Source organism: Corynebacterium mendelii, assembly GCF_017307055.1.
Lineage (GTDB): Bacteria > Actinomycetota > Actinomycetes > Mycobacteriales > Mycobacteriaceae > Corynebacterium > Corynebacterium mendelii.
Genome location: NZ_JAFLEQ010000008.1, coordinates 648,464 through 661,531, shown reverse-complemented (window position 1 = coordinate 661,531; position 13,068 = coordinate 648,464). Strand labels below are relative to the sequence as shown.

At 64.5% G+C, this 13,068-nt stretch carries 12 protein-coding genes; 1 reads left to right on the top strand and 11 read right to left on the bottom strand.

All coding sequences use genetic code 11. The features are described 5' to 3' along the window. The 8 genes from JZY06_RS12250 to proB all read right to left on the bottom strand — a co-directional run. Positions 1–321 (bottom strand): DegV family protein (locus JZY06_RS12250; RefSeq protein WP_330617147.1); only part of this gene is annotated, 321 nt, incomplete at its 3' end. A 114-nt stretch (positions 322–435) separates the two neighbouring features. Then, the gene (locus JZY06_RS06100; RefSeq protein WP_207119179.1) at positions 436–1,152 is read right to left on the bottom strand and encodes a histidine phosphatase family protein; all 717 of its coding nucleotides are present in this window, start codon (positions 1,150–1,152) and stop codon (positions 436–438) included. Beyond that, a complete protein-coding gene (gene rsfS, locus JZY06_RS06095; RefSeq protein WP_207119177.1) occupies positions 1,149–1,619 on the bottom strand; it encodes a ribosome silencing factor in 471 nt (156 codons plus the stop codon). The genes JZY06_RS06100 and rsfS overlap by 4 nt, the downstream gene beginning before the upstream one ends. A gap of 221 nt (positions 1,620–1,840) precedes the next feature. Then, positions 1,841–2,512 carry a nicotinate-nucleotide adenylyltransferase gene (gene nadD, locus JZY06_RS06090; RefSeq protein ID WP_207119175.1) on the bottom strand — a complete coding sequence of 224 codons (672 nt, stop codon included), beginning with the start codon at positions 2,510–2,512 and terminating at the stop codon, positions 1,841–1,843. Positions 2,513–2,582: 70 nt separating this feature from the next. Continuing rightward, positions 2,583–3,464, bottom strand: a complete 882-nt coding sequence (locus JZY06_RS06085; protein WP_207119173.1) for a cutinase family protein — start codon at positions 3,462–3,464, stop codon at positions 2,583–2,585. A 141-nt stretch (positions 3,465–3,605) separates the two neighbouring features. Further along, positions 3,606–4,892, bottom strand: a complete 1,287-nt coding sequence (locus JZY06_RS06080) for a glutamate-5-semialdehyde dehydrogenase (RefSeq protein ID WP_207119171.1) — start codon at positions 4,890–4,892, stop codon at positions 3,606–3,608. 200 nt (positions 4,893–5,092) lie between these two features. Continuing rightward, on the bottom strand, positions 5,093–6,004 hold the full coding sequence (locus JZY06_RS06075; protein WP_330617146.1) for a D-isomer specific 2-hydroxyacid dehydrogenase family protein: 912 nt from the start codon (positions 6,002–6,004) through the stop codon (positions 5,093–5,095). 125 nt (positions 6,005–6,129) lie between these two features. Continuing rightward, a complete protein-coding gene (gene proB, locus JZY06_RS06070) occupies positions 6,130–7,347 on the bottom strand; it encodes a glutamate 5-kinase (RefSeq protein WP_207119169.1) in 1,218 nt (405 codons plus the stop codon). Positions 7,348–7,635: 288 nt separating this feature from the next. Between proB and JZY06_RS06065 the strand changes: the two genes are divergently transcribed. After that, positions 7,636–10,074 carry a DUF262 domain-containing protein gene (locus JZY06_RS06065; RefSeq protein ID WP_330617157.1) on the top strand — a complete coding sequence of 813 codons (2,439 nt, stop codon included), beginning with the start codon at positions 7,636–7,638 and terminating at the stop codon, positions 10,072–10,074. Positions 10,075–10,109: 35 nt separating this feature from the next. On the opposite strand, the gene obgE is transcribed toward JZY06_RS06065, so the two are convergent. The 3 genes from obgE to rplU form a co-directional block, all read right to left on the bottom strand. Then, positions 10,110–11,645 (bottom strand): GTPase ObgE, encoded by a 1,536-nt coding sequence (obgE, locus tag JZY06_RS06060; protein WP_207119165.1) that lies wholly within the window; start codon positions 11,643–11,645, stop codon positions 10,110–10,112. Between the two features lie 518 nt (positions 11,646–12,163). Beyond that, the gene (rpmA, locus tag JZY06_RS06055; protein WP_207119163.1) at positions 12,164–12,421 is read right to left on the bottom strand and encodes a 50S ribosomal protein L27; all 258 of its coding nucleotides are present in this window, start codon (positions 12,419–12,421) and stop codon (positions 12,164–12,166) included. Between the two features lie 50 nt (positions 12,422–12,471). Further along, complete coding sequence (gene rplU / locus JZY06_RS06050) at positions 12,472–12,777, bottom strand: 50S ribosomal protein L21 (RefSeq protein ID WP_207119161.1); 306 nt, start codon at positions 12,775–12,777, stop codon at positions 12,472–12,474. Between the last annotated feature and the right edge of the window lie 291 nt (positions 12,778–13,068).

The following is a 13,068-nucleotide window of genomic DNA, read 5'->3' as shown; positions in this document are numbered from 1 at the left end:
CAGGGCGGCGCACCCCAGTGTCATGCCCACCGCTGAAGTGTCGACGACCACCACCGGTTCGCTGAACACACCGGCCGCGGTCGTCGCATTCGACCAGGTTGATGACAGCTCCTTCGACAGGTGGATGGCCAGCACCCCCTCATCGTTGCCCCGCTCCAGCTGCCGGGCATAGGCGGCCACCAGTTCCAGGGCCGACAGCCCGGCGGTGGAGCGGTTCTGCCCGCTGGAGATGGTGTGCAGTTTCAGTACCGTCACCCCGGCGGCCTGCGCGAGGGCGGGGTCAAGATTCGACGACGAGTCGGTGACGATCCGGACGGGCACTGGTTGTCTCCTCGGGGCGCGGGGGGCGGGTGGGGCGCTCAAAGCGGCCGTACCCTTTAAAACCTACTCTGGCAGCAGCGGTGAAAGGGAAATCAGCCGGTGCACCTCCGCCCATCAGTGCGGGGTGCGGTTCCAGGCGGTGACGATCCACTTCGCCCCGTCCACGGTGTCGGGGGTAAAGCGGATACCGGCGGTGGGCTGGCGGCCGGTGGATGCTGCCGGACATTCCGCCCCGTTGACGGCGGCGCGGACGTCAAAGGGCGGGCGGGCCTCCAGTTCCGCCCAGCAGGTGTTTCCCAGCCGGTTGAACATCGGGATCTGCTCCGGGGCAAGCCGAAGAAGGTTGGCCGTCAGCGCCATGATCAGCCCGCCGTGGGCGACCACCAGCACCGTGTGGTCATCCCAGTTATCGTCGTCGGCCATGATCTCGTCGATGACTGCTCTGCCCCGGCGGCCGACCTCCATATGGGTTTCCCCGCCGTCGGGCGCCCACAGCGGATCATTGCGCCACACCGCCCGCATGCCCGGGTGGGCGGCATCGATGTCTTCGCGGGTACGGTCCTGCCAGGTGCCCAAATCGGTTTCCCGCAGCCGCCGGTCGGTGTGGACCGCAACCCCGGTACGCGCCGACACGGCTTCGGCGGTGCGTCTGGCGCGGGTGAGATCAGAGGAATAGATGCGCGCGATATTCTCATCGGCGAGTATTCCGGCCACGGTCTCCGCCTGCCGGACACCGGTATCGGACAGGTCGGTATCGAGCTGTCCCTGCAGTCGTCCGGTGGTGTTGTGGACGGTTTGCCCGTGGCGCAGCAGCAGCAGCCGTCTGCTCACAGCTCCGCCTCGTCGGGGGCCGGGTCGGCCAGCGGAATCTGGTCGATGGAATCGACCTCGAAAATGTCGATGCCGCCGTCGGTGTCGTCGCCGCGGGTGAAGGTCTCGATGCCCTCGACCGCCAGCAGCGGGCAATCCCGCCACAACCGGTCCAGGCCGTAGTATCCGCGCTCGTCGCGGCGGAAGACATGGACCACGATCTCGCCGTAGTCGATCAAGGCCCAGCGGGATTCGCGGGTACCTTCCCGGCGCAAGGGTTTGACCTGGTGTTTGTCGCGCAGCTGGTCCTCGATTTCGTCGACCAGTGCCTGCACGTGGCGTTCATTGTCGCCGGTGACGATCACGAAACAGTCGGTGATGATCAGTTGTTCACTGACATCGACCACGGCGATGTCCTCGCCGAGTTTGTCGTCGGCGGCTGTCGCTGCGGTGGTGGCCAGTTCTACGGCGTGTGTCGATGCTGTCACTTGTCTTAGTCAACGTCCTTCAAGTGGTGGTGCGGGAAAAATCACGACCCGGATACGGGTCAAAGAGAATATTTTACCAGCTGTTCCGCCTGCGGCGGAAAAAGCGTGACGGCTGTCCATGGACCATGGTATGGAATCCGCGGGCAAAAAACACTGTGCCGCACACACCCGGCGCGAACCGCAACCGGATTGTTCCCCTCCGGCCCGGCACGGGTGGCGGATCAGCTGCCCCCGGAGCGGTTTTTCGGCGACGCCCCTTCCGGGTCCCGGGCGGCGTCGGCGCCGCCGATGGCGTACAGCTGCCGTTTACCGATGTACTGCACCACACCGTCGGGCACCAGGTACCACACCGGCCGCCCGGTGGCGGCCCGTTTCCGGCAGTCGGTGGAACTAATGGCCATCGCCGGGATTTCCACCAGAAACAGCGAGTCGCGCTTGTCCTGCGGCAGGGCGGATTCGTTGAGTTCGTAGCCGGGGCGGGTCACCCCGATGAACCGGGCCAGATCAAACAATTCATCCCAGTTCTGCCAGGTTCCGATTTTTTCCAGGGCATCCGCCCCGGTGATGAAAAACAGTTCGGCTTTCGGGAACTGTCTTTTCAAATCCCGCAGGGTGTCGACGGTGTAGGTGGCGCCGCCGCGGTCGATATCCACCCGGGAGACGGTGAACTGCGGATTGGAGGCGGTGGCGATCACCGTCATCAGGTAGCGGTCTTCCGCCGAGGAGACGCTGCGCCCCTTTTTCTGCCACGGCTGGCCGGTGGGAACATAGATGACCAGGTCAAGGCCGAAAAGATCGGCGACTTCACTGCCCGCCACCAGGTGGCCGTTGTGGATCGGGTCGAAGGTGCCGCCCATCACCCCGATGCGGCGGGGCGCTGTCGTGGAACTCATGACCGGTCATTCTAGCGGTGCGCCCGCCCGCCTTCTTCCCCTGGCGGTGCGGGCACCGAAGACACGGCCCCTAGCGGCCGGCGATCCACGACCATTGCACGGGCGTGGGGCTGGTGTTGTTGGCCCCGTCGGCTTTGCGCTGGCGGCCCAGGTTGAGCATGGCGTTGGCCCGGTTGACCACTTCCTGTTCGGAGGGGGTAAGCCCGTGGGGCCGGGGGCGGAAATAGATGATGTGGTTGCCGTAGTTGTCGTTGGCGGCGTCGACATTGCCCGGCCAGTCGCACACCGGATCCCGGGGCAGGCAGTAGTCGGCGACAATGGGGGCGGCCCGCAGCTGCGTGGAGGTCAGCCCGTTGCCGCCGTAGTAGACCATGCCGCGGCCACCGGAGGGGGCGCCGATCAGCGCCGGGTCACCGGGGGTGAGGAAGGGATCGCCCATATAGATCGCCCCGACCAGCCGGCCCGACCAGCTGAGCGGGATTTCGGCCATGTGCATCACCGCCGCGCCCTGTGAATAGCCCATCACAATGTAGCTGGGGCGGCAGCCGGTACGGCGTTCGAAGTCGAGCGCCCGGCCGATCGCGTTGCGGGCACCGTTCACCGATGATTCATAGACCTCCGACCCGCTGCCCAGCCACACGGTGGCCGCCTCATAGTCATCGGCGTCCAACCCGATGACGGTGGTGTCGGTCAAATCGAAATGCTCCAGGGTGCGCTGGATCATGCCGCCTTCCCACCCGTTGGTGGTCGCCCCGCCGACGGGAAACGCCATGGTGGCGGCCTGCGGTTCCCCGGAGCCGCGGGCCGCAATGATCACGGTGGCCGGGCACTCGGCCGGTTGGGCCTGCGCCCGGGGCAGGCTGCCGGGACCGGCCAGGCCACCGACCGCGAAGACGCAGGCTGCCGCGGCTGCGGCAAGACGACGGACTGGGGGCAACAGGCGAAAACGCATGGCGGTCTTTCGGTTGTGGTGGCAACGGGGTGTGGGGCGAAAAAGGCCGGGCACGGTCAGGAATGTCCCCGGGCGGACGGGCCGGAAGGCGGGCCGGGCGGTGCCCCACACGCCTGTATACCCGCCCCCGGGGCCGGGCGGCTAGGGGCGGGTCTGCCCCCGGCCGATGACAACCCATTTGGTCGTGGTCAGCTCCGGGAGGCCCATCGGCCCGCGGGCGTGGAGTTTCTGCGTGGAAATCCCGATCTCGGCGCCCATGCCGTACTGCTCGCCGTCGGTGAAGGCGGTGGACGCATTGACCATCACTGCCGCGGAATCAACCAGGTCGGTGAACCGTTCGGCGACGGTGAGATCTTTGGTGACGATGGCCTCGGTGTGCCCGGAGGAATAGGTGGCGATGTGTTCCAGCGCACCGTCGATGCCGTCGACCAGTTTCACCGCCACATCCATCGACAGGTATTCCTCCGCCCAGTCGCTCTCATCGGCTTCCACCAGGCCTTGCCCGCAGATGTCCTTCAACTCGGCGGGGATACCGTGCACCACCACCCCGGCGTCCTGGATGGCGTGGATGATGTTGAACTGGTTGTTTTTCGCCACCGCCCGGTCAATGAGCACTGTTTCGGTGGCATTGCACACGCTGGGTCGGCGTGTTTTGCCGTTGAGGATGATCTCGGTGGCCATCTCGATGTCGGCGTCGGCGTGGACGTAGACGTGGCAGTTACCGGTTCCCGTTTCAATCGTCGGCACACTGGCCCCGGTGACGACCGCGGTGATCAGCCCGGCCCCGCCGCGGGGAATAACCACATCGACCAGGCCGCGGGCGGTGATGAGATCCTGCACCGACTCGTGTGTCTGGCAGGGAAGAAGCTGCAGTGCATCCTCCGGGAAATCGTGGTCGGCAAGAACCCGGCGCAGAATCTCCACCAGGGCGGTGTTGGACTGCCTGGCCGATTTCGATCCCCGCAACAGCGCGGCATTGCCGGCTTTGAACGCCAGCCCGAAAGCGTCGACGGTGACATTGGGCCGGGCCTCGTAGACCATGCCCATCACCCCCAGCGGCACCCGCACCTGCGTCAGCTTCAGCCCGTTGGGCAGGGTGCGGCCACACACCACCTGGCCCACCGGGTCAGCCAGCGCGGCCACCTGCTCCAACCCGCAGGCCATCGCGTCGATGCGCGGTTGGGTAAGCCGCAGCCGGTCGACCAGCGCCCCCGACATTCCGGCGGCGACACCGCGCTCGATGTCGGCTGCGTTGGCGGTGATGATCGTCGAGGCGTTCTCCCGCAGCGCCGCCGCGGCGGCGGTGAGCACAGTGTTTTTTCTGTCCGGGGCACCGGCACGCAGAGCGGGAAGTACTGCTTTGGCGGCGGCGGCTTTGGCAAGCACCTCATCTCGTTCGGTCCTACGGGTGATGCTGTCGGCGTTCATGGTCTCCTACCGGTGGATGGGTGGTCGCGGCTGTCCGGGCTGTCATTCCGGCCGCGACATCAAAGGCAGCGCCCGCGGGGGCGGGCACTGCCCGGCCCCCAGCCTAGACAATCCGGGGCCTGGTGGCCCGGCTGTCAGGTGGCACGGGGTCGACAAGGTGTCCCCGCCCGCCCGCGGGCGGGGGCCGGCACCGGGTTTTTCTAGTACCCCTTGTCCGGGCTGACCGCGGTGGGCAGGTCCCCGCCGGCGACAAAAGCCCGGTAGTTGGCGATGATGGTGTCTTTGAGCAGATGCGGAATCTGCGCCTGGGTGTTGGCCACATGCGGGGTGATCAGCACATTGTCCATTCCCCACAGCGGATGGTCGTCGGGAAGCGGCTCCGGGTCGGTGACATCGAGTCCGGCGGCGGCAATCTGCCCCTTCTCAAGTGCCTCGACCAGATCATCGGTGTTGACCAGCGGTCCACGGCCCACATTGACCACCACCGCCGAGTTTTTCATCAGCTTCAGGCTGTCGCGGTTGATCATGCCGACGGTGTCCTCGGTCAGCGGTGCCGCCAGGATGGCGTGGTCGCATTCGGCGAGCACCTGGCTGGTGTGCGTCGACGACAGGGTCCGGTCCGCCCCGGCAACCGGCCGCCCGGAATGGTTGACCGCGGTGACGGTGCAGCCGAAACCTTTGAGCATCTCCACCAGATCCCGGCCAATGCCGCCGGCGCCGATGACAGCCACATGCGCCCCGTAAAGCCACCGGGTCTCCCGGTCCATTTCACCGTGCACATCCCAGGACCGCGCCCGGTCGATGCGCGGATACATGTGCAGGCAACCCAGCAGCAGACCAACCGCTGATTCCGCCACCGGCTTGGCGTACACCCCGGAAGCATTCGACCAGGTTCGTGTGGCGTCGATGAGTCCCTCGTCGAAAAAGGCGTCGATTCCGGCCAGTGTCAGCTGCACCCACTTCACTGAACGGGGAAGCTCCGGGAAATCGGCCGCCGACCCGTTGTAGACCAGAAGTTCCGCACCGTCGTCCAGGTCGACCAGTTCCAGGCCCTCGTTCGCCAGGGCTTGTTCAACAACATCCCACCGGGTGGGCAACATCGCGTATTTCACAACAGCTCACATACTTTCTTGCGCTCGGGGTATTTGTGTCAACGTTCCCGCCGCCGGGGCCCGGCGGCGGGTGTGACTGTCCACTGTAGCGGTGTGAACGAAACTGTGAAAGCGTGTCGGGTGTGTCAGGCACGGGTGGCGAAATTGGACAGATAGTCCGCGTGCACCACCGGCCGCTGCATGCCCTCCGGCAGGTCGGCGGTGTTTTTGCCCAGCATCCCGGCCAGGGTCATATGGTCGTAGGCCACTTCCCCGCGGCCGATGATCTGACCGTCGGGTCCGACGATTTCGACAATGTCGCCGGAGTGGAATTCGCCTTCGGTTTCGGTGATGCCCACCGCCAGAAGCGACGCCCCGCCGTGGGTGACCGCCTGCATCGCCCCGGCGTCAATGCGCAGGGTTCCGGTGACATCGGCGGCATACAGCGCCCAGAACTTCCACGCCGACAGCCGCCCCTGCCGGGGATGGAACACCGTGCCCACACTGGCATCGGTCAGGGCTTGACTGATCTTGTCCGCGGATGTCAGAAGTACCGGGATACCACCCCTGGTGGCCAGCATGGCGGCCGACACTTTCGACGCCATGCCGCCGGTACCGACTTTCCCGCCGCCGCCGGCCACCACACCATTGAGATCCCCCGCCCCAATGACCTCGGGAATGAACCTGGCCGTCGGGTCGGAAGGGTTTTTGTCGTAGAGACCGTCCACATCACTGAGCAGCACCAAAAGATCGGCACCGGCCAGGTGGGCGACCAGGGCGGCCAGCCGGTCATTGTCGCCGAAACGCATCTCGGAGGTGGCGACCGTGTCATTTTCGTTGACGATCGGTACCGCCCGCAGCTGCCGCAGCCTGTCCAGGGTTTGCTGCGCGTTGCGGGCACGCGAGCGGATACCGGCATCGCTGGCGGTCAGCAGCACCTGCCCGACCGTCCGGTTGTAGCGGCCGAAGCTGCGGCCCCACTCATGGGCCAGATGAACTTGCCCGACGGAAGCCGCAGCCTGTTTTCCGGCCAGATCCGTCGGCCGGTGGCTCAGCCCCAGCGGCCCCATGCCGGCGGCCACCGCCCCGGAGGACACCACGATCACATCGCTTCCCGCCACCATCCGGGCCTGCAGGGCATCGGTGATCCGGTCAATGGCTAAAGGATCAACGGCAGTGTTGTCGTGGCAGGTCAGCGATGATGAACCGATTTTGACGACCACTTTTTTCGCCGCCGTCAAACGTGCCCTGATACCGCCGGCGGGACCGCAGGCACGGCCGGGAGGTGGTGTGACGGCAGTCTGGTCGGGGGCATATGGGGTGGTGGGAAGCTGGTTGTCGCCAGTCGACCATGCGGGGTTCATGGCCGCCAATTTTATTACCGCCCCACGCCTGTCACCGACACCGGGGCACCCGACTGCGTGACACTCTTGGGGTGGGGGTTGTCCCTTTTCTTCCCCGGCGGGCAACCACGCATTGTCCCCGCCCGCCCACCGGAGGAAAACCACCTGTGATGGGGCCGCAGGAGGCGCTGACATGCGGGGAAAACACAGTGTCGCTACACCGGATCTGGCGGGTCTTTTTTACTCTGGACTCGAGAACGTTTCGTCACCTAAAAGCACCAGGAAAAGGACAGGCCCGGGCAAGGCCATATCGAATCGGTACGGAAGGTATTCGACTCCCGGCACCTGCAGTTGATCATCCCCGTCTACCAGCGCAACTACGACTGGTCCCCCACCCAGTGCGGGCAGCTGGTCGACGACTTGGTGGAGTTGGCCGAAACAAACAGAACCTCGCATTTTTTCGGCTCTATCGTCGGCAAATCCGAAGACGCCTTCCGCTGGGTGGTCATTGACGGCCAGCAGCGTCTGACCACGGTCTCGCTGCTGCTTCTCGCCCTGTCGCGGCTGATAGACAACAAAAAAATCCCCTGCCGGGACGCTGGCCTGGGCGCCAAACTGCGGGACAGTTTCCTCATCAATGACGACGACGGGGTGACCGCCACCCGCTTCCGGCTCAAACCGGTCAAACACGACGATGAGGCCTACACCCGGCTATTTCGCGATGATCTTCCCGATATTGAATCATCGACGGTCACCACCAACTACCGGTATCTGACCCAGCGGCTGCTAGCCACCGGACTGGAGGCGGAAGAACTTCTCGCCGCCATCGACGGACTGCAGGTGATGCGGCTGAACCTGGGGCAGGAAGACGACCCGCAGCGTATTTTCGAATCCCTCAACTCCACGGGTCTGGCCTTGTCGGAGGCCGACAAAATCAGAAACCTGGTGCTGATGGATCTTCCCGCCGCCGAGCAGGAAAAGGTCTACAACGATCACTGGAATCGCATCGAGGAACTCGTCGACTACGATACCGATCCCTTCTTCCGCTGGTTTCTGGTCAGTGTGCTCGGCCGCACACCCCGGCGGGACCAGGTGTTCCAGGAATTCAAGGCCTACGCCGCAAGGCAGGGCACCTCCGGGGCGCGACTGCTTGCCCCAGTCACCGAGTTCGCCCGCAACTACCACGATATTTTGCAGTCAACGACCGGTTTTCCGGCCATCGACCGGCGGCTGAAACGGCTGAATATCCTCAAACAGGATGTGGTGCTGCCATTTCTGGTGCCGTTGATCGGCGATGTGCGAAGCGGCACCATCACCGAAAAGGATTTCCTCGACTGCCTGGCGATCACCGAGTCCTACCTGTTCCGCAGATTCACCTGCAACCTGGCGACCAACTCGTTGAACAAAACATTCGCCACCATCTACCGGGAGGTGAAAAAACATCTGTCGGACACAACCTCAGCCGCCGATATCCTGGCCTGGTCGCTGCTGCGCCGTGAGGGTTCCGCGCGGTTTCCCGGCGACAAGGAGTTCGCCGCCGATTTCACCACCCGCAACTTCTACAAAATGCAGGCCGAACGCCGCCGGTACCTGTTCGAATGCCTGGAAAACGGCACGTCGAAAGACACCACCGATATCGCCGGGCGGCTGGCGGCCGGGGAACTGACCATCGAGCACATTATGCCCCAGACATTGACCTCTGCCTGGCGTGAACAGTTGGGGCCCGACGCCGAGGATATCCACGCCACCTGGGTTCACCGGATTGCCAACCTGACGGTGACCGGCTACAACCCGGAGTATTCCAATCTTCCTTTCGAGATGAAGAAAGCCGGGGAATCCGGTTTCGCGCACACCCCCTACCGGCTGAACCGGTTCGTCAACGAATGCGACAGCTGGGGCAGCACGCAGCTGCAGCAACGCGCCGAACGTCTGTCCGCCCAGGCTGTCGCCTACTGGGCTTTGCCCACGACAACTTTTGTCCCGCCGGCCCCGGAACTGGACCGGATACCGCTGGGCACCGACAACGATTTCACCAACCGGACTCCGGTTGCCTGGTCGTTCGAAGACAGCGGTGAGCCGGTCAGCACCTGGGTGGAGGTCCTGTCAGGGGTGCTGCGGCAGATCACCCTGGATCACCCGGATGAGATGCGCCGCTATGTGGAGGCGGGAATCGATCCGGCCATCCGCCCGGCGGACGCCGCTGCCTCCAACTCGTCCTGCAGCCCGATTGGTGCCGGTGCCGTCGTCCACCATGCAAGTTCCACGGCGGTGAAAACCCTGGTATTGCGCCGCGTCTTCGAATTCATGGGACTTGATCCCGAAGAGTTGGTGATCAGCCTGCGGCCGGTGAAAACCGACAACACCAGCTACCGCACCTACACGGGTCCGTATGCCGACCTGGCGGCGATGCTTCCGGTTATCGAGGATGCGGCCGGCTGTGGCGATGATCCGGCCGAAACCGACCGGCTCAGGGCAAAGCTGAGGGAGAAATTCCAGCCGCACCGCACCGCTGATCCGGCACGGGCACTGGGTCGGCCACTGGTGAGTTTCACCGCCGACGACACCGCCGTCAACACCGCCTCTGCTCCGCAGCTGCTGGCGATCATCCAGCTCCTGCTCGACCAGGAACGCATCCTTGACCCGGCGATTGTGCACCGCAGCATCATCGACGGATCACTGGCCCGCTGGATCACACTGCTGGCCGACAGCAACCGCCGGGGATCACCCACGCCGGGCGCACGGCCGTAGGTTGTTTACCCGGGCAAGCAGCAGGCTTCGTCGGGCTAGCCTTCCCACCGCTGCGTGGAGGCCTGTTCCCCGTCGCCGAAATCGAACTCGTCGATCAATCCTCTCCTGGCCTGGGAGGCACGTTTGCGCTCCGCGGCCGAGGCCCGGTGGGTCTGCTCCAGGCGGATATCGGAACCACGGCCGGTCAGCAGCGGGTCGGTGCCCGCCGAGGTCATCGGCTCCCATTCGAAGGTAACCCCGCCGATGGTGACCGGACAGCCTTCCTGGGCCCCGGCTTTGAACAGGGCTTCTTCCACACCCATGCGCGCCAGCCGGTCGGCCAGGTAGCCGACGGCCTCATCGTTGTCGAAGTCGGTCTGCATGATCCAGCGGTCGGTTTTCTCCCCGACAACCAGGAAACCACCGTCGATGTCCGGGTCCTGGCGGATCTCGAAGTCGTGGCCCTGCCCGGACTTGCCGCGGCCTTTTTTGGCGCGGACGGCTTTCGGCCGGATGATGGTGCGGGCATCTTCGTCTGCCACCGGGTGGTGTGTGCGGTGTTCGGTGACCATCTCCATCAGCTTGTATTTCAGCTGCTCCAGGCCTTTGTGGGCGACAGTGGAGATGATCATCACCGGCCAGCCGAAAGCATCTGTGAGATCCTGCTCGACGAACTCCGCCAGCTCCAGGGCCTCGGGGATGTCGGCTTTGTTCAAAATGATGATCCGCGGCCGGTCTTTCAGATCCCCCAGCCCGGTATCGCCGGCCAGGTCTGATTCATAGTTGGCGAGTTCTTCTTCCAGGGCGGCCACATCAGAGACCGGATCCCTGCCCGGTTCCAGGGTGGCGGTGTCGACGACGTGGGCCAAAACGGCGGTGCGTTCGATATGCCGCAGGAAATCCAGGCCCAGGCCCTTGCCCTGGCTGGCACCGGGGATCAGTCCCGGAACATCGGCGATGGTGAAGGTGCCGTTGCCGACGGTGACCACCCCGAGGTTGGGCTGCAGGGTGGTGAAGTGGTAGTCGGCGATTTTCGGTTTCGCCGCCGACAGCACCGACACCAGCGATGATTTACCGGCCGACGGGAAACCGACCAGCCCGACATCAGCCATGGATTTCAGCTCCAGGACAATGTCGTGTTCCTCGCCGGGTTCCCCTTTCAGAGCGAATCCGGGGGCTTTGCGGGCCTTGGATGCCAACGCGGCGTTACCCAGTCCCCCATGGCCGCCTTCGGCGGCAATGTAGCGCATTCCGGGGCTGGTCATATCGGCCAGCACTTCGCCGTTGTCGTCCATGACCACCGTGCCCGGCGGCACCTGCACGACAAGATCCTCGCCGCGGGCGCCGTTACGGTGGTCACCGGCCCCGTTGCCGCCACGCCCGGCTTTGATGTGCGGGCGGAAATGGAAATCGAGCAGCGTGTGCACCTGCGGGTCGACCACAAGCACAATATCTCCCCCGTGGCCGCCGTTGCCCCCGTCGGGGCCACCCAGGGGTTTGAATTTCTCCCTGTGGATTGAGGCACACCCGTGCCCCCCGTCGCCGGCGCTCAAGTGGAGGACGACGCGGTCAACGAAGCGTGATGTTCCCATGGAAAAACTCACCTTAACTTGGATAAAACGAAAAATGGGGAAATAGACGGGTGCCGCCGCACGGCAGAACGCAGCCGATCCGGCACCCGGGCCGCATCGCCGGGGGCAAGCGGTGATGCTTTACCCGCTGACCGGGCCTTAGGGATCCCGCACCGCACACCCGTATTCTGCGGAACCCCAGCGACGGGGGCGGCTACCGGGGAGGAAACCGAAGTGGCGGTGGTCCACCCCGTGATGTTGCGGCGGATGGACGGTTCACCGGGTTTTTCAGCCGTGGCCTGCCCACTTCGCACCGGCAGCGGGCACGCACGGCTATACCGGCACTGATCGGCTGCCGGAACAGATACAAAAACGGGGCCTGCACGCTGATCCTGGTGATCGCGGTGCAGGCCCCGTGTGTGTCACTATCTGAGTGCCGACCGGCCGGGCCGGACCGGCTCACCGCCGACTGCACGGTACGCGCGGGCAACGGTTGGCCCCGGAACTGCGACGAGGCCGGAAGCCGGGTGATGTGTGACTTAGGCTACGTTCTCGACGATGGAGACCGTACGACGGTTGCGCTTGACGCCGAATTCGACGGCGCCGGCTTTCAGAGCGAACAGCGTGTCATCGCCGCCGCGTCCGACGTTCTCACCGGGGTGGAACGATGTTCCACGCTGACGGACGAGAATCTCACCCGCCTTGACCTGCTGGCCACCGAAACGCTTCACACCGAGACGCTTGGACTCGGAGTCACGACCGTTGCTGGAGCTGGATGCACCTTTTTTGTGTGCCATGAGCGGTTTCCCTCCTTAAAAATTTTCTTCTCTGGGCGACGAAAAGCCGCTTACTTGATACCGGTGACCTTGATGACCGTCAGCTTCTGACGGTGACCCTGGCGCTTTTTGTAACCGGTCTTGTTCTTGTACTTCATGATGCGGATCTTCGGGCCCTTGGTGTGCTCGACGATCTCGGCGTTCACGGTGACCTTGGCAAGGTCATCGGCGCCGGTGGTCACATTGGAGCCGTCGACGAGCAGAACCGGGGTGAGAGCCACGGTGGAACCCGGCTCACCCTCGATCTTCTCGACCTTGACGAGGTCACCTTCGGCAACCTTGTACTGCTTGCCGCCGGTCTTGACGATCGCGTACATAGGAGGGCTACCCCTTTATCTTCGTTGAAACTTTCGGCTCAGGCATGTCTTGCCCGCTGGAGTGCATCCCCGGTGGTCATTCACCGGGGTCACACTGTGCCGCCCCACGGGAAACCATGGGGTGGCCTACCAAGCGGATGCCCGACTGGACTTAATTTGCTTGTCATGTGGTCGTGTGGCACGCAACCAGGGCTTTGGGCCGGTCGAGGTTTATTCGACCAGGCTGTTTGGCCGGGGCGCCTTGAGGCATACCCTGTCACGGGTTGCCGGACCCTTTCACAACAGCGACTG

What these genes read in the sequence shown, in the direction of transcription:
- nadD (WP_207119175.1), bottom strand. Translation starts at nt 2,512, where the DNA reads ATGAGTTCCACGACAGCGCCCCGCCGCATCGGGGTGATGGGCGGCACC.
- JZY06_RS06085 (WP_207119173.1), bottom strand. Translation starts at nt 3,464, where the DNA reads ATGCGTTTTCGCCTGTTGCCCCCAGTCCGTCGTCTTGCCGCAGCCGCG.
- JZY06_RS06080 (WP_207119171.1), bottom strand. Translation starts at nt 4,892, where the DNA reads ATGAACGCCGACAGCATCACCCGTAGGACCGAACGAGATGAGGTGCTT.
- proB (WP_207119169.1), bottom strand. Translation starts at nt 7,347, where the DNA reads ATGAACCCCGCATGGTCGACTGGCGACAACCAGCTTCCCACCACCCCA.
- obgE (WP_207119165.1), bottom strand. Translation starts at nt 11,645, where the DNA reads ATGGGAACATCACGCTTCGTTGACCGCGTCGTCCTCCACTTGAGCGCC.
- rpmA (WP_207119163.1), bottom strand. Translation starts at nt 12,421, where the DNA reads ATGGCACACAAAAAAGGTGCATCCAGCTCCAGCAACGGTCGTGACTCC.
- rplU (WP_207119161.1), bottom strand. Translation starts at nt 12,777, where the DNA reads ATGTACGCGATCGTCAAGACCGGCGGCAAGCAGTACAAGGTTGCCGAA.